25 protein-coding genes and 1 pseudogene are annotated in these 26,579 nt (G+C 66.5%); 18 read left to right on the top strand and 8 right to left on the bottom strand.

What is annotated here, in order from left to right:
* Positions 1–179: 179 nt before the first annotated feature.
* Positions 180–464, bottom strand: a complete 285-nt coding sequence (locus WC597_RS03370) for a hypothetical protein (RefSeq protein WP_372691823.1) — start codon at positions 462–464, stop codon at positions 180–182.
* 65 nt (positions 465–529) lie between these two features.
* Between WC597_RS03370 and WC597_RS03375 the strand changes: the two genes are divergently transcribed.
* From WC597_RS03375 to WC597_RS03410, 8 genes are read left to right on the top strand one after another with little or no spacing between them, the layout of a single operon-like run.
* The gene (locus WC597_RS03375; RefSeq protein WP_372691824.1) at positions 530–778 is read left to right on the top strand and encodes a hypothetical protein; all 249 of its coding nucleotides are present in this window, start codon (positions 530–532) and stop codon (positions 776–778) included.
* The gene (locus tag WC597_RS03380) at positions 775–1,080 is read left to right on the top strand and encodes a type II toxin-antitoxin system RelE/ParE family toxin (protein WP_372691825.1); all 306 of its coding nucleotides are present in this window, start codon (positions 775–777) and stop codon (positions 1,078–1,080) included. Before WC597_RS03375 ends, WC597_RS03380 begins: the two co-directional genes overlap by 4 nt.
* A 3-nt stretch (positions 1,081–1,083) precedes the next feature.
* On the top strand, positions 1,084–1,833 hold the full coding sequence (gene sufC, locus WC597_RS03385; RefSeq protein WP_372691826.1) for a Fe-S cluster assembly ATPase SufC: 750 nt from the start codon (positions 1,084–1,086) through the stop codon (positions 1,831–1,833).
* Positions 1,830–2,852, top strand: coding sequence for a Fe-S cluster assembly protein SufD (gene sufD, locus WC597_RS03390; protein ID WP_372691827.1), 1,023 nt, complete (start codon positions 1,830–1,832; stop codon positions 2,850–2,852). Before sufC ends, sufD begins: the two co-directional genes overlap by 4 nt.
* Positions 2,831–4,069 carry an aminotransferase class V-fold PLP-dependent enzyme gene (locus WC597_RS03395; protein WP_372691828.1) on the top strand — a complete coding sequence of 413 codons (1,239 nt, stop codon included), beginning with the start codon at positions 2,831–2,833 and terminating at the stop codon, positions 4,067–4,069. Before sufD ends, WC597_RS03395 begins: the two co-directional genes overlap by 22 nt.
* A gap of 4 nt (positions 4,070–4,073) precedes the next feature.
* Positions 4,074–4,463 carry an SUF system Fe-S cluster assembly protein gene (locus WC597_RS03400; protein WP_372691829.1) on the top strand — a complete coding sequence of 130 codons (390 nt, stop codon included), beginning with the start codon at positions 4,074–4,076 and terminating at the stop codon, positions 4,461–4,463.
* Entirely contained in the window at positions 4,463–4,852 is a 390-nt protein-coding gene (locus WC597_RS03405) for a HesB/IscA family protein (protein ID WP_372691830.1), read from the top strand. Before WC597_RS03400 ends, WC597_RS03405 begins: the two co-directional genes overlap by 1 nt.
* A gap of 1 nt (position 4,853) precedes the next feature.
* The gene (locus WC597_RS03410) at positions 4,854–5,210 is read left to right on the top strand and encodes a TfoX/Sxy family protein (RefSeq protein ID WP_372691832.1); all 357 of its coding nucleotides are present in this window, start codon (positions 4,854–4,856) and stop codon (positions 5,208–5,210) included.
* Between the two features lie 153 nt (positions 5,211–5,363).
* On the opposite strand, the gene WC597_RS03415 is transcribed toward WC597_RS03410, so the two are convergent.
* The 3 genes from WC597_RS03415 to WC597_RS03425 all read right to left on the bottom strand — a co-directional run bounded on the left by WC597_RS03415 (position 5,364) and on the right by WC597_RS03425 (position 8,938).
* Positions 5,364–6,113 carry a lysophospholipid acyltransferase family protein gene (locus WC597_RS03415; RefSeq protein ID WP_372691833.1) on the bottom strand — a complete coding sequence of 250 codons (750 nt, stop codon included), beginning with the start codon at positions 6,111–6,113 and terminating at the stop codon, positions 5,364–5,366.
* A 39-nt stretch (positions 6,114–6,152) separates the two neighbouring features.
* Positions 6,153–7,202 (bottom strand): GGDEF domain-containing protein, encoded by a 1,050-nt coding sequence (locus tag WC597_RS03420; protein WP_372691834.1) that lies wholly within the window; start codon positions 7,200–7,202, stop codon positions 6,153–6,155.
* Between the two features lie 110 nt (positions 7,203–7,312).
* On the bottom strand, positions 7,313–8,938 hold the full coding sequence (locus WC597_RS03425; RefSeq protein ID WP_372691835.1) for a DEAD/DEAH box helicase: 1,626 nt from the start codon (positions 8,936–8,938) through the stop codon (positions 7,313–7,315).
* Between the two features lie 252 nt (positions 8,939–9,190).
* On the opposite strand from WC597_RS03425, the gene WC597_RS03430 reads away from it, so the two are divergent.
* From WC597_RS03430 to WC597_RS03445, 4 genes and pseudogenes are all read left to right on the top strand, one after another.
* Positions 9,191–10,009 carry an ImuA family protein gene (locus WC597_RS03430; protein ID WP_372691836.1) on the top strand — a complete coding sequence of 273 codons (819 nt, stop codon included), beginning with the start codon at positions 9,191–9,193 and terminating at the stop codon, positions 10,007–10,009.
* Positions 9,900–11,465: a DNA polymerase Y family protein gene (locus tag WC597_RS03435; RefSeq protein WP_372691837.1), complete on the top strand. Its 1,566-nt coding sequence runs from the start codon at positions 9,900–9,902 to the stop codon at positions 11,463–11,465. The genes WC597_RS03430 and WC597_RS03435 overlap by 110 nt, the downstream gene beginning before the upstream one ends.
* An 800-nt stretch (positions 11,466–12,265) precedes the next feature.
* A pseudogene (locus tag WC597_RS03440) lies at positions 12,266–13,632 on the top strand (error-prone DNA polymerase); the annotation flags it as partial.
* Between the two features lie 231 nt (positions 13,633–13,863).
* Entirely contained in the window at positions 13,864–14,814 is a 951-nt protein-coding gene (locus WC597_RS03445) for an OB-fold nucleic acid binding domain-containing protein (RefSeq protein WP_372692044.1), read from the top strand.
* A 7-nt stretch (positions 14,815–14,821) separates the two neighbouring features.
* Here WC597_RS03445 and WC597_RS03450 read toward each other — a convergent pair whose 3' ends face one another.
* On the bottom strand, positions 14,822–15,523 hold the full coding sequence (locus tag WC597_RS03450) for an MFS transporter (protein WP_372691839.1): 702 nt from the start codon (positions 15,521–15,523) through the stop codon (positions 14,822–14,824).
* A gap of 23 nt (positions 15,524–15,546) precedes the next feature.
* Positions 15,547–16,581, bottom strand: a complete 1,035-nt coding sequence (locus tag WC597_RS03455; RefSeq protein WP_372691841.1) for an aldo/keto reductase — start codon at positions 16,579–16,581, stop codon at positions 15,547–15,549.
* Between the two features lie 99 nt (positions 16,582–16,680).
* On the opposite strand from WC597_RS03455, the gene WC597_RS03460 reads away from it, so the two are divergent.
* A complete protein-coding gene (locus WC597_RS03460) occupies positions 16,681–17,577 on the top strand; it encodes a LysR family transcriptional regulator (protein ID WP_372691843.1) in 897 nt (298 codons plus the stop codon).
* 71 nt (positions 17,578–17,648) lie between these two features.
* On the opposite strand, the gene WC597_RS03465 is transcribed toward WC597_RS03460, so the two are convergent.
* Positions 17,649–18,179: a hypothetical protein gene (locus WC597_RS03465; RefSeq protein ID WP_372691845.1), complete on the bottom strand. Its 531-nt coding sequence runs from the start codon at positions 18,177–18,179 to the stop codon at positions 17,649–17,651.
* Positions 18,180–18,363: 184 nt separating this feature from the next.
* On the opposite strand from WC597_RS03465, the gene WC597_RS03470 reads away from it, so the two are divergent.
* Both WC597_RS03470 and WC597_RS03475 read left to right on the top strand, forming a co-directional pair.
* Positions 18,364–19,227: a 50S ribosomal protein L11 methyltransferase gene (locus WC597_RS03470; RefSeq protein ID WP_372691846.1), complete on the top strand. Its 864-nt coding sequence runs from the start codon at positions 18,364–18,366 to the stop codon at positions 19,225–19,227.
* 15 nt (positions 19,228–19,242) lie between these two features.
* Positions 19,243–21,048: an aminopeptidase P family protein gene (locus WC597_RS03475; protein WP_372691848.1), complete on the top strand. Its 1,806-nt coding sequence runs from the start codon at positions 19,243–19,245 to the stop codon at positions 21,046–21,048.
* Here WC597_RS03475 and WC597_RS03480 read toward each other — a convergent pair whose 3' ends face one another.
* Positions 21,049–22,779, bottom strand: a complete 1,731-nt coding sequence (locus tag WC597_RS03480; RefSeq protein ID WP_372691849.1) for a patatin-like phospholipase family protein — start codon at positions 22,777–22,779, stop codon at positions 21,049–21,051.
* A gap of 790 nt (positions 22,780–23,569) precedes the next feature.
* Here WC597_RS03480 and serS point away from each other — a divergent pair.
* The 3 genes from serS to WC597_RS03495 all read left to right on the top strand — a co-directional run bounded on the left by serS (position 23,570) and on the right by WC597_RS03495 (position 26,578).
* Positions 23,570–24,973 (top strand): serine--tRNA ligase, encoded by a 1,404-nt coding sequence (serS, locus tag WC597_RS03485; protein ID WP_372691850.1) that lies wholly within the window; start codon positions 23,570–23,572, stop codon positions 24,971–24,973.
* Positions 24,974–25,142: 169 nt separating this feature from the next.
* Complete coding sequence (gene surE / locus WC597_RS03490) at positions 25,143–25,937, top strand: 5'/3'-nucleotidase SurE (protein ID WP_372691851.1); 795 nt, start codon at positions 25,143–25,145, stop codon at positions 25,935–25,937.
* The gene (locus WC597_RS03495) at positions 25,934–26,578 is read left to right on the top strand and encodes a protein-L-isoaspartate(D-aspartate) O-methyltransferase (RefSeq protein WP_135195460.1); all 645 of its coding nucleotides are present in this window, start codon (positions 25,934–25,936) and stop codon (positions 26,576–26,578) included. The genes surE and WC597_RS03495 overlap by 4 nt, the downstream gene beginning before the upstream one ends.
* Position 26,579: the final 1 nt, after the last annotated feature.

A 26,579-nucleotide genomic window follows, 5' to 3' on the forward strand; every position in this document is an offset into this window, starting at 1 on the left:
TGCCAACGAAAGACGAACTTAAGGGCGAGATCTCCCGTCTTGTTAGATCGCGAGGTTGGTACCGTGGCCAGTTTGAACGCCTTTCCGAGGAAACGGCCATTCAAGCTGAGCAAATTTCAATTTTGAAAGCGCGGCAGAGAGCCAATGCCAAGCAGATTAAAGACGCAAAACTTGTGGTCTCAAGCGAAGAAATTCGCCGCGAGAAAGTCCGCGCTGAGAGAGAAAATGAGCTCCAAAGCCAAAGGGATGAAGCGCGGAATCGCGTGGAATCCGGTGAACCAGAAGATGAGGACGAGGCCCGCCTCTTCCGCTGCCAGCGAGAAAACGCGACTAAGAAAAATCATTGATAAGCTTGAAGATAAAATAAAATCAGAATGATCTTTTTCATCTCCAGCCTCCATGTCATCGTCGATGAAAAGCTGACACTCAAAGACTTCACGTTCGATGCTGATCCCAGCGAGCAAGAAGCCATCGTTGGACCGGCGACTGGAGTTGGATCATGCTATGCTGGCGTTAGAGGAGCGCAACGATGAAAGCCTTCACCGTTCTGATTGATGACGACGCGGCGGACGAGTATCTGGAAGAGGCGGTTGCCCGCCATACGACTGCCGAGGAGCTGATCGCTTCGGCTGCTGTCGATATGCTGCCCGAACTCCGACAGCCTTTAACGTCGCAACAAATTGCTCTTGTCGAGGCGGGGCTGGCAGCCGAGCGTGAAGGCCGGATTGTATCCAACGATGAGGTCGTGGCGCGCTGGAAGACGCTCCTTGGAGAGTGAGGGTTGCCCAATGGACCCAGCCTGCGCGCGAAAGCTATGACGCCTTTCTCCAGCATCTGCTTGAGCAAAATAAGCGCCGGGCTATCTTGGCGCGCAATGATCTGCAGGACGCTGTGGCTCTGCTCTGCAGACGCCCCCAGGTTGGGCGTCGTTCTGAGTGGCCAGGCCTGAAACGCTGGAGCGTTCCCGAATGGGACAAGATCATCATCTTTCGCGAAATCCCTGACGGGGTCCGTGTCGTCGCTTTCTATGACGCTCGCCAAGACCTTACCGTCGTCGATCCAACCTTGAACGATTTTTAGTCCATGCTCTCCATCTTCAACCTCCACGTCTCCGTCGGCGAAAAGCCGATCCTCAAGGGGCTGACGCTCGACGTTCCCGCCGGCGAGGTGCACGCCATCATGGGGCCGAACGGGGCCGGGAAGTCGACGCTGGGGTATGCCCTGTCGGGACGACCTGGCTATGAGGCGACGCAAGGCGCGGTCGAATGGGCGGGCGAGGACCTGCTGGCGCTGGACCCGGCCGAACGGGCGGCCAAGGGCGTCTTTCTGTCTTTCCAGTATCCGATCGAGATCCCCGGCGTGCCGGCCCTGACCTTCGTGCGGACGGCGCTGAATGCGCAGAAGCGCGCGCGGGGTGAGGAGGAGGTGGCGGCGCCCGCCTTCCTGAAGCTGGTTCGCGAAGCGTCCAAGGCGTTGAAGATGGACTTCGACATGCTGAAGCGGCCGCTGAACGTCGGCTTCTCCGGTGGCGAGAAGAAGCGGATGGAGATCCTGCAGATGGCGCTGCTGGAGCCGTCGCTGCTGATTCTGGACGAGACGGATTCCGGCCTGGACATCGACGCCCTGCGCATCGTGTCGGAGGGGGTGAATGCGTTGCGCCGTCCCGACCGGGCCATGCTGGTCATCACCCACTATCAGCGCCTGCTCGACTACATCAAACCGGACCGGGTCCATGTGCTGGCCGGCGGTCGGATCGTGGCCTCGGGTGGGCCGGAGTTGGCGCATCAGTTGGAGGCGGAAGGGTACGACAAGTATCTTCTGGAATCGGCATGAGCGCGGCTTTCGCCATCGACCTGACCGACGCCGAAACCTTTCCGTCGCGGCGGACGGAAGCGTGGAAATACAGCGACCTGAAGCGCTGGCTTCGCGCGGCGCCGGAGCCGTCAGGCACGGCGGTGGTCGGGCCGCCCGGACCGTTTTATGATCTGGGCGGAGAGGCGATCGTCTTCGCCAATGGGCGCGCCGTGGGCGTGACCGACTTCATCGCCTCGGGCGAGCGAACCCTGCGGCTGCGCTATGTGTCGGATGCCGTCGGCACCGGGCATACTGCCAGCGCACGGGTGTCGGCGCGGGCCGGCGCCAAGCTGCTGCTGCTGGAGACACACGAAGGCGCGGGTTCGGCCTATGTGGCGCACAATACGCTGGAGCTGGACGTGGCGGCCGGGGCCGAGGTGACGCGCGTCGTCCTGGTCGAGGAGCCAGAGGACGCCATCTCCATCGCCGAGGCGCATGTGAAGGTCGAGGCGGGCGGCGTCTATCGTCAGACCATCATTACGACTGGCGCGAAGTTGCAGCGGATCGAGACCCGCATCACGCACTACGCCCAGGGCGCGCACGTCCAGGCCGACGGCCTGTATCTGCTGAACGGATCGCGCCACACTGACCTGACCAGCGTGGTGCGCCACGTGGAGCATGACGGCGCGACCAGCCAGTTGATCAAGGGCGTGGCCCGCGACACGGCGCGCGGCGTCTTCCAGGGCAAGATCGTGGTCGAGCGTGGGGCCGACGGCACCGATGCGCGAATGGGCCATCACGCCCTGATCGCCAGCGAGCGGGCCGAGATCGACGCCAAGCCGGAACTGATCATCTATGCCGACGACGTGCAGTGCGCGCACGGCAATACGGTGGGGACGCTGGACGAGAGCGCCCTGTTCTACATGCAGCAGCGCGGCATTCCGGCCGACGAGGCCCGCGCCCTGCTGACACAGGCCTTCCTGATCGAGGTCATCGACCGGATCGAGCACGAGGGCGCGAGAGAGGTGGCGAGGGAATGGCTGACGGCGCGGTTGTGAACACCTTCGATCCCTATGCCGTGCGGGCGCAGTTCCCGATCCTGTCGCGGCAGGTGAACGGCAAGCCGCTGGTCTATCTGGACAATGCGGCCTCGGCGCAGAAGCCGCGCGCGGTGATCGACGCCCTGGTGGCGACGATGGAGGGCGGATACGCCAACGTCCATCGCGGCCTGCACACCCTGTCGAACGAGGCGACCGAGGCCTTCGAGAAGGCGCGCGAGATCGTGGCCCACTTCCTGAACGCCCAAAGCCCCGAACAGGTCGTCTGGACCAAGGGCGGGACCGAGGCGATCAATCTGGTGGCCAATGGGCTTGGGCTGTCCATCCAGCCGGGCGACGAGATCATCGTCTCGGAGATGGAGCACCATTCCAACATCGTGCCCTGGCATCTGCTGCGTGAACGACGCGGGGCGGTGATCAAGTGGATCCCGGTGCTGGACGACGGTTCGCTGGACATGGCGGCCTATGCCGACCTGCTGGGGCCGAAGACACGCATGGTCGCGGTCACCCACATGTCGAACGTGCTGGGGACCATCAATCCGGTCACGGAGATCACGCGGCTGGCCCATGCGGCGGGCGCCCAGGTCTTGATCGACGGGTGCCAGGGGGCGGTCCATGCGACGCCGGACGTGCAGGCCATTGGTTGCGATTTCTATGTGCTGACAGGCCACAAGCTGTTTGCGCCCACCGGCATCGGCGCCCTGTATGGCACGGCCGAGGCGCTGGAGGCCCTGCCGCCCTATCAGGGCGGGGGCGAGATGATCGAGACGGTCGAGCGGGACCGCGTGACCTACGCCAAGCCGCCGCACCGGTTCGAGGCGGGGACGCCGCCGATCCTGGAGGCGATCGGCCTGGGCGTGGCGCTGGAATGGCTGGCGCAATACGACCGCGCGGCGGTGCAGGCGCACGAACACGCGCTGTATCGGCGGGCCGTGGATCGGTTGGAAGGCGAGGGCTGGCTGCGGATCCTGGGCCAGGCGGATGGCAAGGGCGCGATCCTGACCTTCGCCGTCGAGGGCGCGCATGCCCATGACGTGGCCCAGATCATGGACCGATACGGCGTCGCCGTTCGGGCCGGGCTGCACTGCGCCGAGCCGCTGGCGAAAAGAATGGGGGTGACGTCGAGCACCCGCGCCTCCTTCGCCCTATATAACACCGTGGAGGATGCCGACGCCTTCGTGGATGCGCTGATCAAGGCGCGGAACTTCTTCGTGTAAGCCGATGACAGATCAACCTATTCAAGACAGTGACGCCTTCAAGGACGCCTGGGATGAACCTCAGAAGAGCGCCCTGTCCCAGGCCGAGCTGGACACCCTGACCGATCAGCTGATCGAGGCGTTGAAGTCCGTCTATGACCCGGAAATCCCGGTCGACATCTATGAGCTGGGCCTGATTTATCGCGTGGACGTCAACGACGACCGCGACGTGGTGGTGGACATGACCCTGACGGCGCCGGGCTGTCCGGTCGCGGGCGAGATGCCGGGCTGGGTCGAGATGGCGGTCGAAAAGGTCGAGGGCGTACGCAGCGCCAAGGCCAATCTGGTGTTCGACCCGCCGTGGGACAGCTCCAAGATGAGCGACGAGGCCAAGTTGGCCCTGAATATGTTCTGATGACCGAACTTCAAGCCACATCCCGTCCGCGCCGCCCGCGACCCAAGGCCGTCACCCTGACCGACGCGGCCTCAGAGCGCGTGCGCGAGATCCTGGACAATGCCGAGAACGATCACATCGGTCTGAGGATCGGGGTCAAGAACGGCGGCTGCGCGGGGCAGGAATACACCTTCGCCTATGCCGACAGCGTCGGGCCGTTGGACGAGGTGGTCGAGGATAAGGGCGTCACCATCCTGATCGAGCCCAAGGCCGTGCTGTTCCTGATCGGCACCGAGATCGACTATGAGACGACGCGTCTGGCGTCCAAGTTCGTGTTCAACAATCCGAACCAGACCGACGCCTGCGGTTGCGGAGAGAGCGTGACTATCGTCCCGGTCGCCGCCGTCTGACATGGCTTACGACGCCGACTTTGGCGAATGGGTGCGCGAGCATTTCCACGATCTCGGTCGGCTGGAGATCAAAAGGATGTTCGGCGGGGCAGGGGTCTATGCCGCCGGCGTCATGTTCGCTCTGCTGGATGACGGCGTCGTCTGGCTGAAGGGCGACGAGGCGTTGGGCGAAGCCTTCGTGGAGGCCGGCTCGCGCCAGTTCACCTATCCGACCAAGGACGGGCGGACGATGAGCATGGGCTATTGGACCCTGCCGGAGACGGCGCTGGACGACCCCGACGAGGCGGTCGCCTGGGCGCGGCGGTCGCTGGACGTGGCGGTGAAGAAGGCGTCGGGCAAGAAGCCGAGGACGAGATAGCTCGTCTCCTCCCCACGTGTGGGGAGGGGGACCACGAAGTGGTGGAGGGGTTCGTGAAGTCCCACAGGCGATTGCCCGCATCGAAGAACCTCTCCGTCACGGCGCTGAAGAAGCGCCGCGCCACCTCCCCGCGAAGCGGGGAGGAGACAGGTTCTATCTCGGCGCTTCCACGAGCACGGCCGGCGTGACAGGCTGACCTGTCGCCTGGGCGACCAGTTCGGCGGTGCGGGTCTCGATGACGGCTTCCAGGCGGGCGAGGAACTCGTCTTTCGGCAGGCCGACGGGGATGGGTTCGAGGAACTCCAGCGTCGCCACGCCCGCGTGCTTTTCGTATTTCTCCTCGGGCCAGAAGACGCCGAGGTTGGTGGCCAGCGGCACGACCGGCACGCCGAAGTCGCGATACATGTGCCAGACGCCGGATCTGTATTTGAACTTCTGGCCGACGGGCGCCAGGTGGCCCTCGGGATAGATCAGGATTTTGCGGTTTTCGGCACGGGCCTCGGCGGCGCGCATGGCCAGGGCCTTGCGGGCTTCATGGCCGCCGCAACTGTTGACGACGATGGCGCCCAGCTTTTTCAGCACCCCGCCCAGCAGGGGAAACTTCTCCAGATGGTCGCCGGTGACGAAGGCGATGTCGTCGAACTGGTCGTAGGTGGCGAAGCCGTCGCCCCAGCTCTGATGCTTCGAGGCGATGATGAAGGCGCCCTCGGGCAGCCGGTCCTTGCCGCGCACGTCCAGCCGGATGCCGGCGAAGATCGCCATCGCCTGCACCATACGCTTCACATAGCGGCGGATGACCCAGCTGGCGGGACCACGGCCGGGCGCGAGCGCCGCAAAGGCCGCGGTCAGCCCATAGCCGATCGACAGGATCCAGTAGGCGATATTGAAGGCGAAGCTGCGCATGGGCCGACTATGGCAGAAAGCTTGGCCTTGTCAGGCCGCTTACGCCGCTTTTTCCAGCGCGGTCGCGGCGGTGACGCAGTTTCGACCCGCGCGCTTGGATTCGTAGAGCGCGGCGTCGGCGCGTTCCAGCAGGCTGGCGGCGGTTTCACCCTTCTGCCGCTGGGCGAAGCCGGCGGATATGGTCACCGAGCCCAGGTCGTCATTGGTGGACCGGCGGCGCAGGGCGCGCGAGGCCACATCGGTGCGAATGCTTTCCAGGGCCGCCATGACAACGCCGGCCCCTTCGCCGGGGAAGATGATGGCGAACTCCTCGCCGCCGAACCGGGCGGCGAATCGGGTCTTGCCGCAGATGTTGGACAGGACGGTGGAGACATAGCGCAGCACCTGATCGCCGGTCTGGTGGCCCCAGGTATCGTTGAATCGCTTGAAATGATCGATGTCGAGGATAGCCAGGCTGAGCGGCGATCCGTCGTCCTCGGCGCAGGCGGCCTCAAGCCGTTCGTCGAAGGCCTTGCGGTTGGCCAGGTTGGTCAGGGCGTCCGTCATGGCGTCGCGGCGCACCTGTTCCAGGTTCTCGCGCAGGCGGATGACTTCCTTGTTGGATTTTTCCAGGCGTTTTTCCAGGATCGCGGTCTCGCGGCGCACGCGGTTTGTCGCGGTCGACAGGCCGCCGACCAGATCCTTCAGCGAAGATGGGTCCTCGACGGTTTCCATGGAATGGGAGGCGTCGGCGAGGGTCTCGCCATAGTCGGCCTGGGTCTTGTGGGCCATGGCTATGGCGCTGGCGACGCTGGCCAGTTCGCGGTCGAGCACGGCGCCGACGTCGCGGATCTGATCCGGCAGACGCCCGCGCGGCAGGAATTCGGCGGCCAGCATCTCTGACGTCTTGTCGGTGATGACCGTGGACTGGGAGAGGAGGCGTCGGATTTCCTGGGCCAGGGCGCCGTCAGGATCGCTGAGATAGTGCAGCCAGAGCTCGAAGTTCAGCGGCGTCGGCCAGACGCCCGCCTTTTCCATTTCGGCGATGACGTTGCGCGCCAAGGCATAGGCTTGTGGAGCCCTAAGCGCCGTCTCGACCTTTTTCGACATTCTTCTTCCCCTTGACCCCTGTTCTGGAGCCGTATCGGGGCGGACACTAAGGAGTGTTCCGTAATGCAGGGTAAACGGCGCGGGATTTCACCGCGCCGTTAGGTACGAATTCAGGCGCGGACGACGACCGGACGGCGCAGGAAGGCCGGGATGTCGTCGCCGAAGCCCCGCACGCCCTGACGCTGGGGTTCGTCCTTGGCGGTTTTGCGATCGCCGCGACGGTCGGATTGCAGCAGGTGAGGTTCACGGTCGGCGCGATCGGGGCGCTCTGCGCGGTCGGGGCGATCCGCACGGTCGGGGCGCGGCGCGCGGGGCGTCTCGACCGCTTCGACCGTCTCGACGGCTTCGACCACGACCGGAGCGGGCGCAGCAGCGACTTCGACGGCGGCTTCAGGGCGGGCCTTGCGACGGCTGCGGCTGCGGGGGGCTTCGGTTTCCTGAACCTGAACCTGAGCCTGGGGTACAGGCTCGACTGCGACGGTCTCGGTCGGCTCGGCGGCAGGTGCGCTGCTGCGCGACCGACTGCGGCTGCGGTCGCCCGAGCGTTCGCGTCCGCCGGAGCGTTTGTCGTCGCGGGCGGGGCCGTCCTTGATGGCGGCGAAGTCGATGCCGTCCAGAACCAGCTCCTGCGGGTCCATCTTGATCAGCTTCAGCACCTTATCCAGCGACTTGTCGTCGGCCGGGGTCACGATCATGAAGGCCTGGCCCAGCTTGCCCGCGCGGCCGGTGCGGCCGATGCGGTGGACGTAGTCGTCGGCGTGGTGCGAGACGTCGTAGTTGAAGACGTGGCTGACGTCCGGGATGTCCAGGCCGCGTGCGGCGACGTCGGAGGCCACCAGGATCTTCAGCGCGCCCGAGCGGAAGTCCGCCAGGGTCTTGGTGCGTTGCGACTGGTCCAGGTCGCCGTGGATCGGCGCGGCGTCGAAGCCGTGTTGCTTCAGCGACTTGGCCACGATGTCGACTTCGGACTTGCGATTGCAGAAGACGATGCCGTTCTTCACATCCTCACGGCCGACCAGGGCGCGCAGGGCGGTGCGCTTGGCCTTGGGGTCCGAGGTGGGGATGCGGACGACATACTGGGTGATGGTGTCGGCGGTCATCGCCGGACGCGAGGCCTCGATCCGGGTCGGATCCTTGAGGAAGGCGGTCGTCAGGCGGGTGATCTCCGGCGGCATGGTGGCCGAGAAGAACAGGGTCTGGCGACGCGGCGGCGTCAGTTTGAAGATCTTCTCGATGTCGGGGATGAAGCCCATGTCGAGCATGCGGTCGGCCTCGTCCACGACCATGATCTCAACGCCGTTCAGCATCATCTTGCCGCGTTCGAACAGGTCCAGCAGGCGACCCGGCGTGGCGATCAGGACATCGACGCCCTTGTTCAGGGCCGCGACCTGGTCGCCCATGGAGACGCCGCCGATCAGCAGAACCCAGGTCAGTTTGGTGCCCTTGGCGTATTTGGCGAAGCTTTCGGCGACCTGGTCGGCCAATTCGCGGGTCGGGGCCAGGACGATGGCGCGCGGCATCCGGGCGCGGGCGCGACCGGTGGACAGGCGGTCGACCAGGGGCAGGGTGAAGGCGGCGGTCTTGCCGGTGCCGGTCTGGGCGATGCCCAGCACGTCACGGCCGGCGAGGGCGACCGGGATCGCCTGTTCCTGGATCGGAGTAGCGGTCGTGTAGCCGGTGTCGGCAACGGCCTGAAGGGTCGTAGGCGAAAGGCCCAGTTGGGAAAATTCGGTCATGAATCCTTGGGAGAGAAAGCGTCTGCGTGCGTAACAGCAACGGAACCGCCCCTCTTTGGGCGAGCGGGCGGCGCGGATCGCAGACCTGTCCCGAGGCTGGTGGGCATATAGAAGCCCCTGCGCCAAAGTCAAGTATTCCCGGTATGTCGTCCGAACGGACGGTGCGGAATAAATTCCCATGGTCAAGCTGGGACTCTGCTTGACTCCTTGTCCCATGGAGGAGGCATATAAGAGAACAAAAGGAGAACTGTGGTGCGGCCCGACCGCGATATTGAAGCCCTGCGCGAGCGTCTGAAAGCCATGGAGGCCGATGGTCATCCGGTTGATGATGCACGCTTCGACCTGGGGCATGAAGCGGCGGATCGGCATATCGGGGGGCTGGCCACCCATGCCCTGCACGAAATCTACGCCTCCACCACGCCCGACGCGACGGCGGCGCTGGGGTTCGCCCTGGGTCTGGTTCAGCGCGCGGCGGGCGACCGGCCTGTGGTGTGGGGCATTCAGGCCATGGCGGGGCTGGAGACGGGACAGATCCACGGGCCGGGTCTGCGCGAACTGGGGCTGGACCCCGGCCGGGTGGTGCTGGTTCGGGTCAAGGAGATGAAGAACCTGCTGACGGCGGGCGAGGAGGCTCTGGCCTGCGGCGCCGTGGGCGCGGTGCTGCTGACGACCTGGGGCGAGAGCAAGATGTTGAGCCTGACGGCGACGCGGCGGCTGTCGATGGCGGCGGGGCAGGGGCGGGCGACAGCGATCTTGATCCGGTTGGCGGCCCAGCCCCAGCCAAGCGCGGCCGAGACCCGGTGGAGGGTCAGGGGTGCGTTGTCACGGGCGCTGGAGGCCGAGGCGCCGGGTCATCCGACCTATGGGGTCGAACTGTTGCGGCATCGACTGGGCGCGCAGCCGATGACCTGGACCCTGGAGTGGGATCGTGAGCGCGGAGTCTTCGAGCAAGGCGGGCAGAATGCCGAACATCAACAGTTGCAACGACCGGCGCTACCTGGCGGTCTGGTTTCCCCTGCTGCCGACGGATCGGTTGCGGCGCGAGGAGGGGCGCTCCGACGCTTCGGCTGAGCCTGCCACCGTCCTGGTCGAGAAGGTGAAGGGGGCGCTGCGTCTGACGGCCGCAAATGGGCAGGCGCTGGCGCTCGGCCTGTCGCCCGGCATGACCCTGGCTGATGCGCGGGCGCGGGCGCCGGACATTCGGGTGGTCACCCACCGGCCCGAGGCGGATGCGGCCCTGTTGAAGCGGGTGCTGCTGGATTTCGGTCGGTTCACGCCGATGGCGGCGACCGACGGGCCGGACGGTTTGGCGCTGGACGTGACAGGCTGCGCGCATCTGTTCGGTGGCGAGGCGGGAATGATGGAGGCGGTCGCGGCCAGGGCGCGAGGCGTCGGGCTGGCGGTTCGTCTGGCCCTGGCCTGCACGCCTGAGGCGGCGCGCGCCCTGGCGCGGTTCGGGCGCGGTGGACTTTACGAGGGTGAGGGGCAGAGCCAGGCGCTGCGCCGCCTGCCCGTCGCGGCGCTGGAGCTGTCGGACAAGGAGACGCAGGCCCTGTCGCGCGCGGGGCTGAAGACCCTGGCGCATTTGGCCGACCGCCCGACGGCCCCGATCGCCGCCCGTTTCGGCGCGGCGGCGGCGACGAGGCTGAACCGGGTGCTGGGGCGCGAGGATGCGAGGATCCGGCCCGAACGGCCTGTGTCGATGATCGCCGTGGACCGCATCTTGGTAGAGCCGATCACCGAGACGGCCGACGTCGAGGCGGTGATCAGCGACCTGCTGGCCGAGGCCATGGACCGGCTGGACCTGCGTAGTCAAGGTGGGCGCGCTTTTCAGGCCAGCTTCTTTCGTCTGGACGGAGAGGTGCGCCACATCACCGTCCGCACAGGCCGGCCCAGTCGGGACGCCGTGGGGGTGGCGCGCCTGTTTCGCGAACGGTTGGCGGCGCTGGCGCGACCGCTGGATCCCGGTTTCGGCTTCGATCAGGTGCGGCTGTCCGTGCCGGTGGCGGATCGGCTGGCCTCGCGCCAGTGCGGCTTCGACCGCACCCCTCCGGGCGCCGAGGACCTGGGTCGGCTGGTGGATCGCCTGACCGCGCGACTGGGGCCAGAGGCGGTCAGCCGGTTCGAGCCGGTGGCGTCGCACTGGCCTGAGCGCGCGGTCCACCTGACGCCCGCCGCCCTTGCGCCCGGTGAAGACGGTGAATGGCTCGATCCCGATCCTGCCGACCCGCCATTGCGGCCGCTGCAGATGTTTGATCCGCCCCAACCGGTCCTGGCCACGGCGGAGGTTCCTGATCATCCGCCCAACCGTTTCATCTGGCGGCGGGTGGATCACCGCCTGGTCCGTGTCGAAGGACCGGAACGCATCGCGCCCGAATGGTGGCGCAGCTTGAAACGTCCGCTGGAGCCTACGCGAGACTACTATCGCGTCGAGGATTTGGAGGGACGTCGCTTCTGGCTGTTTCGCTCGGGCTTTTACGGTGAGGAGCCGGCGCCGCGCTGGTTCGTGCACGGGGTCTTCGCGTGAGCGACTATGCCGAGCTGGCGACGCGCAGCAATTTTTCCTTCCTGGAGGGGGCGTCGCATCCGAAGCATCTGGTGCTGAGCGCCATCCTGCGCGGGCATACCGGCATGGGTCTGGCCGACCGCAACACCCTGGCCGGGGTGGTGCGGGCGTGGAGCGCGTTGAAGACCCTGCGTGAGGAGGGATGGTCGCCGCCGGATCGGGTGCGCCAAGGCGGCAGTCCTGGCGAGACGGTGCTGGTGGAGGATTCGTTTCCCGTCGACATCGACCCTGAGGAGATCAAGGCGCGGGCCAAAACCTTCAAGCTGATCCTGGGTGCGCGACTGCGGTTCAACGACGGGACGCCGGACATCCTGGCCTACCCCGAGGATCGGCAGGGCTGGGGCCGCCTGTGCCGCCTGCTGACTCTGGGCAACAGCCGGGCGAAGAAGGGCCAGTGCGAGATCGGCCTACGTGACCTGCTGCGCGCGCCGGAAGGCCTGCTGCTGATCGTCATGCCGCCCCGTCGGCTGGAGGGGCTGGAGGTCTTGCTGCGTCAGGTGAATGACGCAGCACCGGGCGCCGTCTGGCTGGGCGCCGCCATGTGCCGGATGGGGGACGACCGCCGCCGTCTGGCGCGGCTGAAGACGTTGAGCGCGACGACGGGCGCGCCGCTGCTGGCGGTCAACGACGTTCTCTATCACGACGCCGAACAGCGCGACCTGCAGGACGTCGTCACCTGTATCCGCGAGGGGGTGACGTTGGAGGGCGCGGGCCGTCGCCTGGACCAGAACGCAGAACGCTATCTGAAGCCGCCCGCTGAGATGAGCCGTCTGTTCGTGGATGCGCCGCAGGCTGTGGCGGAGACGCAGGACGTGCTGGCGCGGGTGGCGTTCGATCTGGGAGATTTGAAGTACAACTATCCCGAGGAGCCCATTCCGCCGGGGAAAACGCCACAGGGCTGGCTTGAGTATCTAGTAGAGCGCAACCTTGGACAGAAATATCCCGACGGCGCTACCGACCATGTGCGCAAGACGTTGGCGACAGAACTGACTTTCATCGGCGAGCGGGGGCTGGCTCCCTATTTTCTGACGATCCACGACATCGTTCGGGTGGCGAAAGACAAGGGCATCCTGTGCCAGGGGCGGGGGTCTGCCGCGAATTCGGCTGTCTGCTACGTGCTGGGGATCACTTCGGTTGATCCCGGCAAGCACGACATGCTGTTCGAGCGCTTTCTATCTACCGCGCGTGATGAACCGCCCGACATCGACGTCGATTTCGAACATGCACGCCGCGAAGAGATCATTCAGGACATCTATACCCGCTACGGACGAGACCGGGCGGGCCTCGCCGCGACTGTGATCCGTTATCGACCACGCAGCGCCATCCGCGAGGTCGGCAAGGTCATGGGCCTGACCGACGACGTGACGGCGCGTCTGGCCGGCAGCCAATGGGGCAGTTTCGGCTCGGATATTCCAGACCGACACCTGGAACAGGCGGGACTGGATGTCGACAATCCGACCGTGATCCGCGCGGTCGCGATGACGCGGCGGCTGCTGGAGTTTCCCCGGCACCTATCCCAGCACGTCGGCGGCTTCGTCCTGACCCGAGATCGGCTGGATGAGATCGTCCCCATCGGCAATGCAGCGATGCCGGATCGCACTTTTATCGAATGGGACAAAGACGACATCGATGCGCTGGGACTGATGAAGGTCGATGTGTTGGCGCTCGGGATGCTGACCTGTATCGCCAAGGCGTTCAACCTGATGCGTGAATCTGGCCTGGACGACCTGGAACTGGACACCGTTCCGGACGAGCGACCGGAAGTCTATCAGATGCTTCGGGAGGGTCGATCCATCGGGGTCTTTCAGGTCGAAAGCCGGGCGCAGATCAACATGCTGCCTCGGTAAAACCGAGAGAGTTCTACGATCTGGCCATTCAGGTCGCCATCGTCAGGCCCGGCCCGATCCAGGGCAATATGGTGCATCCCTATCTGCGACGACGGAGTGGGGCCGAGGACCCGGATTACCCAAAGCCCGCATGGCCGCATCCTGAAAACGAGTTGCGCAACATCCTGGAGAAGACTCTCGGCGTGCCGTTGTTTCAGGAACAAGCCATGCGGATCGCGATGGAGGCAGCGAAGTTTACGCCTGTCCAGGCCAGCGCGCTTCGCAAGTCGATGGGGACTTTCAGAGGCGACGGCGACCTAGCCAAATATGAAACCCTGATGGTGGGGACCATGATCGAGCGTGGTTACGATCCGACGTTCGCGCGCAATTGTTTCGAACAGATCAAGGGCTTCGGCTCCTATGGCTTTCCCGAGAGCCATGCCGTGTCGTTCGCCAAGCTGGTCTACATCTCGTCCTGGATCAAATGCCATCATCCGGCGGTGTTCGCCTGTGCGTTGCTGAACAGTCAGCCGATGGGATTCTATGCGTCGGCGCAGCTGGTGCGGGATGCGCAGGAGAGCCCGCAGAAGGTCGAGGTGCGGGCGATCGATGTGAACCACAGCGTCTGGGACAATACGCTGGAACCGGGCGAGCGCGGGCTGGCGCTGCGGCTGGGCCTGCGTCAGATCGACGGGTTCAAGGAAGGTTGGGCGACGAGGCTGGCCGAGGCGCGTGATGCGCCCTTCACCGATGTCGAGGAGATGGCGCGGCGGACGGGGCTGGAGGCGGCGGCGATGCGCAAGCTGGCGGATGCGGACGCGTTCCGGTCCATCGGGCTGGATCGGCGCGAGGGGTTGTGGGCGGTCAGGCGGTTGCCGGACGATGAACCCCTGCCGCTGTTCCAGGCCGCGCGGGCAAGGGAAATGGGCGTCGAGGCGGCGGCCAACCTGCCGCTGATGCCGCTGAAGGAGCATATCGCCACCGACTACCAGACCACGCGCCTGTCGCTGAAAGGGCATCCGATGCAGATCCTGCGGCCGGTGTTCCGGGCGGAGGGGGTGCTGAGTGCGGCCGAGGTCATGGGCCAGAAGCACGGGCGGCTGGTGCGCACGGCCGGGGTGGTGCTGGTGCGGCAAAGGCCGGGGACGGGCAACGCCATCTTCGTGACGATGGAGGATGAGACGGGGGTGGTGAACGCCCTGTTATGGGCGCGACTGTTCGAGACCTTCCGGCGCGAGGTGATGGCGGCGCGGCTGATGGAGGTGGAGGGCACGGTCGAAAAGAGCGTCGAGGGCGTGCTGCACATCATGGTGCGCAAGGTGGTGGACCGTTCGGCCGAACTGAGCCGGCTGTCCGAGGACTATGATCTGCAGGTCGAGCTGTCGCGGGCGGATGCGGTGAAATATCCGCAAGGTCCACGCAGCCCGACCGGCCGGCATCCGCGCGACGTCCGCATTCTGCCAAGGTCGCGCGACTTTCACTGAGGCGGGATCAGCCGATGGCGGGGACCGTCACGGGCGACCGCTTGCGGGTCAGGAAGAGGACCAGCAACAGGCCAAGCCCCGAGGCGGCGGCCCCGGCCATGGAGACGGCCGGATAGCCCAGGCCGCCGGCGATGACCGCACCGCCCACAGCCGCGCCAATGGCGTTGCCCAGGTTGAAGGCGCCGATGTTCATGGCCGAGGCCAGGTTGGGCGCGTCGCCGGCGGCGGCCATGACCCGCACTTGCAACGGCGGCACCAGGGCGAAGCTGGCGATCCCCCAAAGGAAGACCAGGATCGAGGTCGGAACCGCGAAGGGCATGGCGAAGGCGAAGGCGACCAGGATGGCCGACAGCGAGGCCAGGGTGACGATCAGGGTGCGGTCCACGGACTTGTCCGCGAACTTGCCGCCCAGCCAGTTGCCAAGGGTCAGACCCAACCCATAGGTGACGAGCATGGCGGTGACGAAGCCGAGCGTGGCGGCGAGGCCGATCAGCAGGGTCCGACGCGGCACCCGTCCGGTGGTCAGGGTCATCAGGGGCGCGCCCAGCATTACGCCCAGGGCATAGGCGCTGATCAACAGGCCGGCAGTGGGAATGGAGACGCCCAGGTCTGTGGCGATGACGGGTAGCAGACCCATCGGCGCGAACTCGGTCACGCCGATGCCGAAGGCGCCGGCCGCGAGGGCCAGAAGGGGAGGATTGAGTTTCATTTTGGGGAGGAAACCTTCGAGGCTCAGACTAGTGAAGTGTTCAGGCGAGCGAACCCTTCCTGCTGGCGATAGGGGGTGTGGGGATAGGGCGGCAGGACATCGCTGGCGGCGTCGAGGGCGGCGATCTGGCCGGGCGTCAGGCTCCAACCGACGGCGCCCAGGTTCTGGCGCAGCTGTTCTTCGTTGCGGGCGCCGATGATGACCGAGGAGACGGTCGGGCGTTGCAGCAGCCAGTTGATGGCGATCTGGGGCACGGTCTTGCCGGTCTCTTCCGCGACGGCGTCCAGGGCGTCGACGACGCGGTACAGGTGTTCGTCCTCGACCGGCGGGGCGAAGGCGGCGGTCTGATGCAGGCGGCTGCCCTCGGGGATCGGCGCGTCGCGGCGGATCTTGCCAGTCAAACGGCCCCAGCCCAGCGGGCTCCACACCAGGGCGCCGACGCCCTGGTCGGCGGCAAGCGGCATCAGGTCGGCCTCATAGGCGCGGCCGATCAGTGAATAATAGACCTGGTGGGCGACGAAACGGGGGCGGGCGTCGCGCTCGGCGATCCCTTGCGCCTCCATCAGCGCCCAGCCGGGATAGTTTGAGACGCCGGTGTAGCGGACCTTGCCCGAGCTCACGAGCGTGTCGAGCGTCGCCAGCAGTTCATCCGCCGGTGTCGAGGCGTCGAAGGCGTGCAGTTGCAGCAGGTCGATATGGTCGGTGTCGAGGCGACGCAGGGCGCCCTCGACCGCGCCGATCAATCGGCCGCGCGACACGCCCCAATCACCGGGACCGTCGCCGGTGGGCAGGCCGGTCTTGGTCGAGATCATCACCTGGTCGCGGCGGCCCTGTATGGCCTGGCCCAGCACCTGCTCCGAGGCGCCGTCGGAATAGACGTCTGCGGTGTCGAACAGATTGACCCCGGCTTCCAGGCAGATGTCGATCAGGCGGCGCGCCTCGTCCACATCGCTGTTGCCCCAGGGCCCGAACAGCGGGCCGGAGCCGCCGAAGGTGCCTGTGCCGAAGCTGAGGACCGGAACGCGGAGGCCCGATGCTCCAAGTTGACGATATTCCATGACTGTCCTTCGTGACCGTGTTCGGATGCACAGATGGACGCCGGCTTGCGGCGACAGTAGATAGGCGTCAGGCCAAACATTTTTGATCTGGACGCAAAGATGCAGATGATTGGAGTGGATCGAGCGCGCGAGATGGAAGTCTTCGTCGCCGTGATCCGGGGCGGCAACTTCTCGGCGGCGGGGCGGGCGCTGGGTCTGACGCCCTCAGCCATCAGTCGAACCATCGACCGGATCGAGGCGCGGCTGGGGGTTCGGCTGATGCTGCGCACGACGCGGGTGCTGACGGTGACGCCCGAGGGGCAGGCCTATCTGGGCGCGGCGCGACGGATTCTGACCGAGCTGGATGACGCGGAGCAGGCGATCGCCGACCAGGGGGCGCCGCGCGGTCGGTTGAGGGTCAGCGCCTCCCTTGCCCACGGTCGCCAGCAGGTCGTGCCGCTGCTGGGCGAGTTCGTGCGCCGCTATCCGCATATCCTGGTCGATATCAATCTGACTGATGTGGTGGTCGATGTTGCGGCGGGGCAGGCGGATGTGGCGATCCGGTTCGGGCCGTTGGCCGACAGTCCGCTAACCGCGAGGCGATTGGGCGATACGGGACGGACCATCGTGGCGTCGCCTGACTATCTGGCGCGACGGGGCGTGCCGCGCGTGCCTGAGGACCTGCACGATCACGACTGCCTGAACTTCAACTTTCGGCGTCAGGAGCCGGTCTGGCCGTTTCGTCAGGACGGGCGCGACTATGCTTTGACGGTGCGCGGATCGGTGGAGGCGAACAATGGCGAGACCCTGACGCAACTGGCGCTGGCCGGCGTGGGGGTGACGCGGGTGGGGCATTTCAGCGTGGGCGACGCCATCGCCGAGGGGCGGCTGGTCCCGCTGCTGGAAGATTTCAATCCGGGGGATCGCGAACCGATCCATGCTGTCTTCGTCGGCGGCGCAAACATGCCGGCGCGGGTGCGGGTGTTCGTCGACTATCTGGCCGAACGGCTGCGCTGAGGCGGCCTCAAACGAAAATCGCCGGACGGGTGAACCGTCCGGCGATCTGCAACGTCAGACGCGAGGTGCGATCAGCGCTTGCCGAAGATCATGTCGCCCAGCTTGGCGAAGAAGCCCTTTTCCTCGGGCTTGGCGGCGGCCGGAGCAACTGCGGGCTTGGGGGCCTCGACCGGCTTGGGCGCCGGAGCCGGAGCAGCGGCGACGGACGTCGGAGCCGGCTTGGGCGCGGCGACCGGTTCTGCGGGCTTGGGTGCAGCGACAGCGGCGGCGGGTTTGGCGACCGGAGCGGCCTTGGGCGTTGCAGCCGGTTTTGCAGCGGCGGCTTTCGGAGCAGCAGCTTTCGGTGCGGCAACCTTGGGAGCAGCAGCCTTTGGTGCGGCGGGCTTCGCGGCGGCGCCCTTGGGCGCAGCTTTCGGAGCGGGGGCCTTGGCGGCGACCGGAGCCTTGGCGGCTGGGGCGGCCTTCGGCTTGGGTGCGGCCTTGGGAGCTACGGCCTTGGCAGCGGCTTTCGGTACGACGGCCTTTGCGGCGGCAGGCTTGGGCGCCGCAGCGGGCTTGGCGACGGCCTTGGGCGCAGCGGTTTTCGCGGCAGCAGGCTTCACGGCGCTCGACTTCGGCGCGGCTTTAGGCTTGGAAGCGGCGGTCGCCGGCTTTGGCGACGCTGGTTTAGACGTAGACGGTGACTTGGCCATGTATTCCCCGACCCCTCGGTTTGATAAAAACGCGGCGGCGACGGGCAGACAGCGCCGGATCGCTACGATTCGCCATATTACCGGTGTTTGAGAAATGTCCGAGTCCGCTCTTCAGATAATCGCACGCGGCCCACGCGCCGCCGCAGAGACTGCCGCCGAGGCCATCGACGCCGATCCCCGCCTGGAAGGCGCGACCTATTCCATCCTGGAAGAGGACGAGGATAACGACGTCTGGCGCATCGACGCCTTCCCGACGACCGCTGACGAAGTCGAGGGACTGAAGGCCGTGCTGGCCGATCATCCGGTGACGGTGGTGGTCGACAAGCTGGCGGACGCCGACTGGCTGGCCATGTCGCTGTCGGGTCTGCCGCCGGTCGAGGCCGGACGGTTCTTCGTCTATGGCGCGCACGATCAGGGCAAGGTGCCCGAGGGTCGGGTGACGCTGAAGATCGATGCGGGCGCCGCCTTCGGCACGGGCCACCACGGCACGACGGTCGGTTGCCTGGAGGCGTTCGATAATCTGTTGAAGACCGAAACCTTCGAGAAGGTGCTGGACGTCGGCTGCGGCACGGGCGTGCTGGCGATCGCGGCGGCCAGGACGGGCACGCCGATCGCCGTCGGCACCGACATCGACGAGCCGTCGGCGCGGATCGCCAACGAAAACGCCGAGATCAACGACGCCAACTGCGACTTCTATTTCGCCGACGGCCTGAGCGATCCGCGCATCGCCCAGCATCTTCCGTACGATCTGGTATTCGCCAATATCTTGGCGGCGCCCCTTGTCGAACTGGCGCCTGAGATTGGAGCCGCGCTGAAGACCGGCGGGGTCGCCATTCTGTCGGGCTTGCTGCGGACGCAGGAGGAGCGGGTGCTGGAGGCCTATCTGCCGCTGGGCTTTACGGTCGAGCAGACCATCCATCACGACGCCTGGAGCGCGCTGCAACTGCGCAAGGGCTGAGGGACAAAGACGATCATGCGCCAGACTTTCGATGAAACGACCGATCCTTCCTTTGGGACCAGGCACCTTCCGCTGTTGCGCGCCGAGATGGCCAAGCAGGGGCTGGACGGCTTTCTGATCCCGCACGAGGACGAGCATCAGAACGAGTATCTGCCGGACGCCAACGAGCGGTTGGCGTGGGCGACGGGCTTCACCGGCTCGGCCGGGGCTGCGGTCGTGTTCCAGGACCGGGCCAGCATGTTCACCGACGGCCGCTATACGGTTCAGGTGAAGGCCCAGACCGATCCGGCCCTGTTGGATCGGCGCGATCTGACCGAGGTCGCCGCCTATCTGGAGACGGCGGCGAAGGGGGCGGTGATCGGTTACGATCCGCGTCTGCATAGCCCCGACGCCCTGGTCGCCTTCAAGGCGGCGGCGCATAAGGCGGGGGCGACGCTGAAGGCCGTGGACGTCAATCCGCTGGACCTGGCCTGGGGTGCGGACCGCCCGGCCCAGCCGACGGCGCCGGTCGTTCCGCACGAAGATGTCTATTCGGGCGAGAGCCATGCGGCGAAGCGGGCGCGGATCGGCAAGGCCGTAGCCGAGGCCGGCGCTGACGCCGTCGTGCTGACGGCGCCGATGTCGATCGCCTGGTTGTTCAATTTGCGCGGCGGGGACGTGATCCGTTCGCCGTTGCCGATCGGCCAGGCCATATTGGCGGCGGACGGCAAGGCGCGGCTGTTTCTGGACCCGGCCAAGGTGACGAACGCGCTGCCCGGCTGGCTGGGCGACGACGTTCGGATCGAGGCGACAGAGCAGTTGGCGGACGCGCTGGACGGGCTGTCGGGTCAGAAGGTCATGATCGATCCGGCCCTGTCCTCGGCCTGGTATTTCGACCGGCTGGAGAGCGCCGGGGCGATGATCGTTCGGGCGATGGACCCCTGCGCCATTCCCCGTGCGGCCAAGAATGCCGTCGAGATCGAGGGCTGCCGTCAGGCGCATATCCGCGACGGCGCGGCGTTGAGCCGTTTCCTGCACTGGGTCGATACGGTGGTTCAGGAGACCTTGCCGAACGAGCGCGAGGTGGTCGAGGCGCTGGAACGGTTCCGCGAGGAGACCGGGGCGCTGAAGGACCTGAGTTTCGACACCATCGCCGGGGCCGGGCCGAACGGGGCGCTGCCGCATTACAAGCCGGTCGGCGCCACGATCCGCAACGTCGAAAAGGGCTCGCTGTTGCTGGTGGATGGCGGCGGTCAGTATCTGGACGGCACGACCGACGTGACGCGGACGATGGCCATCGGCGAGCCGACGGCGGACCAGCGTCACAAGTTCACCCTGGTGCTGAAGGCGCATATCGCCATGGCGACGATCCGCTTCCCGGCGGGAACCAGCGGCATGGCCCTGGACGCCATCGCCCGGGCGCCGATGTGGGCGGCGGGGCTGGATTACGATCACGGCACGGGCCACGGCGTGGGTTCCTATCTGGGCGTCCACGAGGGGCCGCAGCGGATCGCGAAGTGGGGCACGTCCCAGCCGTTGCTGGAAGGGATGATCCTGTCCAACGAGCCGGGCTATTACCGCGAAGGCCACTGGGGCATCCGCATCGAGACCCTTCAGGTGGTGACGCCGGCCGTGGTGCCTGAAGGCGGCGAGCGGCCGATGCACGGGTTCGAGCAACTGACGTTCGCACCGCTGGACCGCAAGCTGATCGCCGTCGGGATGTTGACGCCGGACGAGCGGGCCTATGTCGACGCCTATCACGCCGAGACGCTGGCCAAGGTCGGGCCGCTGATGGATGGCGAGGCCAAGGCCTGGTTGGAAAAGGCGTGCGCGCCCCTGTGATCAGTGGACCGGAACCCTCCGCCGCAGGTGGGTGATGGGAACCTTCAAGTCCGCCAGCGCCGCCTTGGTCGCCTCATAGCCCGTGGCGATGGGGCCGTCGTAGGTCTTCCAGTCGCGGATGTCGGTGCTCTCGATCCGGGGCAGGACCAGGACGTCGGCGTCGGCGCGCGACTGGGTCATCTCCGCATCGGTGGTGATGGTGGCCGAGCGCATCAGGATCGAGACGATGGGCGGGCCGCTCTTCCAAGCGCCGGACAGGACCCATTTCCACCAGGACGGCGGGTTCTCCAGCGACCGCGCGTCGACGCCGCGCGTCTGGGACATGTCCACGCCGATGATAGGGCCGCTGTTCAACTGGCGCATGACGCTGGTGGGGAAGTTCTTCAGCACGGCGCCGTCCACCAGCACCTGACCGTCGATGACAACGGGCGGCAGGACGCCGGGAATGGCGATGGAGGCGCGCATGGCGCGGCGCATCAGGCCGGTGCGATGCACCTCGATCCGGCCCGAGGTCAGGTTTGACGAGACGGCGAAGAAGGGCAGGGCCAGGTCCGCCAGATCGATGTCGCCATAGGCCCGCTCCAGCAGGCCGGCGACCTTGCGGGCGCGTGACATGGCGATGATCGGCACCGCCAGGTCCGACAGTGGGTCCGAATCGACGAAGGCGCGGCGGATCTCGAAATCCAGACGTTCGTAACTCCAGCCCAGAGCGGGACCGGCGGCGACGACCGCGCCCATTGATGATCCGCCGGCGAAGTCGATGGGGACCTTGGCCTCTTCCAACGCCTTGATCGCGCCGATGTGGCAATAGGCCCGCGCCCCGCCGCCCGACAGGACCAGGCCGATCGAGGCGCCGGTGACGACGCGGGCGATGCGTTCGGCGTCGCCGGGCTGGCCCTCGACGCAGTGGAACCAGCGGTCGGGCTGAAGGGCATCCAGCCAGACACGGGTGTTGGCCGGATGATGCATCCGCGGATCGCGCAACAGGATCAGGTCGGTCAGACGACGCCCGTCGCCGAAACCGTTGCGACGCGGCACGGCGGACGGCGGGGCCAGCAGCCCGCTGCCGACGATGAACATCCGGTCCACCTGGCGCGCACACAGATTGGCCCAGGTCGGCTGATCCTGTTCGGCGACATAGAGGACATAGTCGTGGTCGCCCTCGACCCGGCTGAACCAGTCCAGGGCCGAACTGAGGGCCGACTGATCGATGACCTGGCAGGTGAAACCCATGGCCTGGATGGCGGCGGCGATGCGCTCGACGAAGGCGCGGATCGGGCGGGGGCGGGCCGCGACAAAGCCGAAGACGCTGGGTTCCGACGCGCCGGCGGTGCGTTCGCGGGCGCGGTGGATCATCAGGCGAGACAGTTCGACCATCAGGTCCGGCTCGGTGCGGGCGGCCTCGAAGAAGGCCTCGCGCGGCAGGGCCAGGATCTCGCTGTCGCGCAGGGCGACGACGGTGGCGGTGTGGGGTGTGCCGGCCAGCATGGCCATCTCGCCCACCGGCTCGCCCGTCTTGACCACGCCCAGCAGATGGGCGGGCTGGTCCGCCTCCATCCGAAACACGCCAAGACGGCCCGAGCGGACCAGATAAAGGGTGTCGGCCGGGTCGCCCTCGGAGAACAGCGGCTCGCCCCCGGTCAGGGCGAACCAGCTGGCCCGGTCGATCATCCGACCTTCGAAGATGCGCGCGAGCGATGCCGCCAGCGTGTCGGGACGAAGCGTGGCCATGATGGGGTTGTAGGCGAGATTCCAGCGCGGGTGAAACGGGTGTTTGGACGTGCGAGCGCGGCCTCGCGCTTTCGCTGCGAAGTTTGGAGGGCTGGGCGGAGCGCCGGGCCTTCGCCCGGAGTTTGGTTTTGTTGTTACCGTTTCGACGAAGGGTGTGACGCTCCGCGCGGTTGGTTGGCCTGCAAGCTCGGGGCGTCGAGCGGTGGCGGTCTTATCGCCTAACCCCATAAGCCTGCGACGGGTCGGCGGGGTCTGCGAAACCCCGTCCCGAGTGCGATCGAGTATCCCCCTCGACCCTCCGACACCGCTCCATGAGTCGATGTCAGCGCGGGCCGTTTCAGACCCGCTCCCGTTCCATCCGCTCCCGCCGCCGCAAGGTCGCAGGCCAAGCGAGCCCTCCGGGCGACGGGACGGGTGTATTATGGGGGCGTTTGACCCCGTGAGCAGGAAAACGGGGACATAAATCGGCAAGCGATTGAAATCACTCCGAATGAACCAGCGTCATTGCGCGCGTTGAGGCGCGTTTCTCCCTCCCCTTCATGGGGAGGGGCCGCGTAGCGAAGCGCAGCCGGGGTGGGGGCGTGTGAAGCGCCGCGCCCGTTCTTACGGCCCCACCCGGATCGCTGCGCGATCGTCCCTCCCCATGAAGGGGAGGGAGAGGCGTCTGTGGGCTTTGAGAGTCTGCCCAATTGTATGGACGGGAGACGATGCATCCGCCTTCCCGCGTTGCCCGTAACCGCGCGGGCGGGTAGAGCGTTCGGCTTCTCCCGCCCAGCCGAAGTTTCAGACCATGCACGACATCAGAGCCATTCGCGAGAACCCCCAGGTTTACGTGGCGGGCTGGTCGTCGCGCGGGGTGGACGAGGCCGACGGGCTGACAGCCGACATCCTGCGGCTGGACGGCGAGCTGCGTCATGCCCAGACGACGGGGCAGGACGCCCTGGCCAAGCGCAACGCCGCCTCCAAGCTGATCGGCGCCGCCATGGGGCGCAAGGACATGGCCGAGGCCGACCGGCTGAAGGCCGAGGTCGAGGCCCTGAAGGGCGACATCGCGGCGGCGGCCGAGGTCGAGGCGCGCGTCGGCAAGGAACTGCGCGACCTGCTGGCGGCGCAGAAGAACCTGGCGGCCGAGGACGTGCCGGACGGCGAGGACGAGGCGGGCAATGTCGAGGTCTCGACCTGGGGCGAACCGCGTCGCACGGGTCCGGCCAAGGATCACGCCGACCTGGGCGAGGCCCTGGGGATGCTCGACTTCGAGGCGGCGGCGAAGATCTCGGGTGCGCGGTTCGCGGTGCTGAAAGGCCAGCTGGCGCGGCTGGAACGGGCCGTGGGGCAGTTCATGCTGGACCTGCAGACGGATCAGCACGGCTATCTGGAAGTGAACCCGCCGCTGCTGGTGCGGGACGAGGCGATGTTCGGGACGGGGCAGTTGCCGAAGTTCGAGGAGGACCTGTTTAAGACAACCACTCTCGACGGCGACTACGTTCGGCGCTTGCTGAGCATCGAAAATATTGATGAAGATGGCTTGGTCGATACTTTCGAATTCGACGCTCAAGCTGGCAGGCGCTACCTCATCCCCACGGCCGAAGTCTCCCTGACAAATCTCGTGCGCGAGACCATCCTGACTGAGGACGAGCTGGCGACGCCGATGCGGATGACGGCGTTGACGCCGTGCTTCCGGGCTGAGGCGGGGTCGGCGGGGCGCGATACGCGCGGGCTGATCCGTCAGCACCAGTTCTCGAAGGTCGAGATGGTGTCGATCGCGCGGCCGGAAGACAGCGACGCGGAGCACGAGCGGATGACGGCCTGCGCGGAGGCCGTGCTGAAGGCGCTGGAGCTGCCGTTCCGGCGGATGCTGCTGTGCAAGGGCGACATGGGCTTCTCGGCGCAGAAGACCTTCGACCTGGAGGTTTGGCTGCCCAGCCAAGAGACCTATCGCGAGATCAGCAGCTGCTCGAACTGCGGGGACTTCCAGGCGCGGCGCATGGACGCGCGGTTCAAGCGGGCCAATTCTTCAGGAGGGGGCGAGAAGAAGACAGAGTTCGTCCATACGCTGAACGGGTCGGGCCTGGCGGTCGGTCGCACGCTGGTGGCGATCATGGAGAACTATCAGCAGGAGGACGGGCGGATCGCGGTGCCGACGGTTTTGCAGCCGTATATGGGCGGTCTGACCCATGTTGGAGCTGCCAAGTGAGCCGTCCTTCACCTCTCCGCGCGCGGAGGCGCGTGGGGAGGACAGACCGCGTAGCGGTCAGGTGGGGGCGACCAGGTGTCGAACGTCGGGCGCCGGGTCGCCCCCTCCTGGTCGTCGCGATGCTCCGACCTGTCCTCCCCGTTCGCCTTCGCGAACAGGGAGGTGAGGCATGAGAATCCTGCTGACCAACGACGACGGCATCGAGGCGGAAGGCCTTGAGTGTCTTGAGCGGATCGCGCGCACCTTGAGCGACGACGTGTGGGTGTGTGCGCCTGCGGTCGAGCAGTCGGGCAAGGGGCGGGGGATAACCCTGACCGAGCCGCTGCGGGTGATGAACCTGGGCGAGAAGCGATTTGCGGTGACGGGGACGCCGACCGACTGCGTCGTGCTGGCGGTCAACGACCTGATGCCGGACAAGCCGGACCTGGTGCTGTCGGGCGTCAATCGGGGGCACAACATCGGCGAGGACGTCAGCTATTCCGGCACGGTGGCCGGCGCGCTGCAAGGGATGGCGTTCGGCATCCGCTCCATCGCTCTGAGCCAGAGCCTGGAGCGGTTCCACGACGAGGTCGTGGCGCATTGGGAGACGGCCGAGGCGTTCGCGCCGGCGATCATCAGCCGCCTGCTGGACCAGAAATGGGCGCCGGGCGTGGTGATGAACCTGAACTTCCCCAACCGTCCGCCGGAGGCGGTGGACCAGGTCGAGGTGACGACGCAAGGGTTCCGCAACGTCGGCGAGATGCACGCGGTGCGGCGCGTCGATCTGCGCGGGCGCGACTATTACTGGATGAGCTTCCGCGGCGAGAAGCAGGAGCATGCAGAGGGCACGGACCTGAGGGCCATCGAGGAAGGGCGTATCTCGGTCACGCCGCTGCATATCGACCTGACGCATATGACCAGCGTGCATGACCTGAAGAAGGTGCTGGGCGGGGCCCCGCCCAAAACTGTGGTGACGGCCGCATGAATCTGCACGACGACCGGGCCGGGCGCTTGATCCTGTCGCTGAGGCAGCAGGGGGTCACGGACCCGCGCGTGCTGAAGGCGATGGAGAGCATCGACCGCGCGGTCTTCGTGCACGAGAAGTTCCTGGATCAGGCGTGGGAGGATCAGGCCCTGCCGATCGACTGCGCCCAGACGATCAGCCAGCCCTATATCGTCGGCCTGATGACCCAGGCGCTGGAGGTGCAGGCGCGGCACCGTGTGCTGGAGATCGGCACCGGCAGCGGATACCAGTGCGCGGTGCTGAGCCGGCTGGCGCGCTATGTCTATTCGGTGGAGCGGTATCGCAGCCTGCTGGTCGAGGCCGAGGCCAAGCTGCGCACGCTTCAGATCGACAATGTCATCACCCGGCACGGCGACGGCGGCCTGGGCTGGGCCGAACAGGCGCCGTTCGACCGGATCATGGTCACGGCCGCGTCGCCGACCGAGCCGACAGAACTGCTGAAACAGCTGAAGCCGAACGGGGTTCTGGTCGCGCCGGTGGGGCGCACATCGGTGCAGATGCTGCATCGGTATGTGGGGCAGGGCGACGGGTCGTTCCACCGCGAGAGCCTGACGGAAGTTCGGTTCGTGCCGTTGGTCGAGGGGACGGCGAAGGAGGGGTAAG

It is taken from the genome of Brevundimonas sp., assembly GCF_041648115.1.
GTDB lineage: Bacteria > Pseudomonadota > Alphaproteobacteria > Caulobacterales > Caulobacteraceae > Brevundimonas.

Excerpts from the sequence above, each read along its gene's own strand:
- WC597_RS03375 (WP_372691824.1), top strand. The coding sequence starts at position 530 with ATGAAAGCCTTCACCGTTCTGATTGATGACGACGCGGCGGACGAGTAT.
- sufC (WP_372691826.1), top strand. The coding sequence starts at position 1,084 with ATGCTCTCCATCTTCAACCTCCACGTCTCCGTCGGCGAAAAGCCGATC.
- sufD (WP_372691827.1), top strand. The coding sequence starts at position 1,830 with ATGAGCGCGGCTTTCGCCATCGACCTGACCGACGCCGAAACCTTTCCG.
- WC597_RS03395 (WP_372691828.1), top strand. The coding sequence starts at position 2,831 with ATGGCTGACGGCGCGGTTGTGAACACCTTCGATCCCTATGCCGTGCGG.
- WC597_RS03400 (WP_372691829.1), top strand. The coding sequence starts at position 4,074 with ATGACAGATCAACCTATTCAAGACAGTGACGCCTTCAAGGACGCCTGG.
- WC597_RS03405 (WP_372691830.1), top strand. The coding sequence starts at position 4,463 with ATGACCGAACTTCAAGCCACATCCCGTCCGCGCCGCCCGCGACCCAAG.
- WC597_RS03410 (WP_372691832.1), top strand. The coding sequence starts at position 4,854 with ATGGCTTACGACGCCGACTTTGGCGAATGGGTGCGCGAGCATTTCCAC.
- WC597_RS03415 (WP_372691833.1), bottom strand. The coding sequence starts at position 6,113 with ATGCGCAGCTTCGCCTTCAATATCGCCTACTGGATCCTGTCGATCGGC.
- WC597_RS03420 (WP_372691834.1), bottom strand. The coding sequence starts at position 7,202 with ATGTCGAAAAAGGTCGAGACGGCGCTTAGGGCTCCACAAGCCTATGCC.
- WC597_RS03425 (WP_372691835.1), bottom strand. The coding sequence starts at position 8,938 with ATGACCGAATTTTCCCAACTGGGCCTTTCGCCTACGACCCTTCAGGCC.
- WC597_RS03435 (WP_372691837.1), top strand. The coding sequence starts at position 9,900 with ATGCCGAACATCAACAGTTGCAACGACCGGCGCTACCTGGCGGTCTGG.
- WC597_RS03445 (WP_372692044.1), top strand. The coding sequence starts at position 13,864 with ATGGGATTCTATGCGTCGGCGCAGCTGGTGCGGGATGCGCAGGAGAGC.
- WC597_RS03450 (WP_372691839.1), bottom strand. The coding sequence starts at position 15,523 with ATGAAACTCAATCCTCCCCTTCTGGCCCTCGCGGCCGGCGCCTTCGGC.
- WC597_RS03455 (WP_372691841.1), bottom strand. The coding sequence starts at position 16,581 with ATGGAATATCGTCAACTTGGAGCATCGGGCCTCCGCGTTCCGGTCCTC.
- WC597_RS03460 (WP_372691843.1), top strand. The coding sequence starts at position 16,681 with ATGCAGATGATTGGAGTGGATCGAGCGCGCGAGATGGAAGTCTTCGTC.
- WC597_RS03470 (WP_372691846.1), top strand. The coding sequence starts at position 18,364 with ATGTCCGAGTCCGCTCTTCAGATAATCGCACGCGGCCCACGCGCCGCC.
- WC597_RS03475 (WP_372691848.1), top strand. The coding sequence starts at position 19,243 with ATGCGCCAGACTTTCGATGAAACGACCGATCCTTCCTTTGGGACCAGG.
- WC597_RS03480 (WP_372691849.1), bottom strand. The coding sequence starts at position 22,779 with ATGGCCACGCTTCGTCCCGACACGCTGGCGGCATCGCTCGCGCGCATC.
- serS (WP_372691850.1), top strand. The coding sequence starts at position 23,570 with ATGCACGACATCAGAGCCATTCGCGAGAACCCCCAGGTTTACGTGGCG.
- surE (WP_372691851.1), top strand. The coding sequence starts at position 25,143 with ATGAGAATCCTGCTGACCAACGACGACGGCATCGAGGCGGAAGGCCTT.
- WC597_RS03495 (WP_135195460.1), top strand. The coding sequence starts at position 25,934 with ATGAATCTGCACGACGACCGGGCCGGGCGCTTGATCCTGTCGCTGAGG.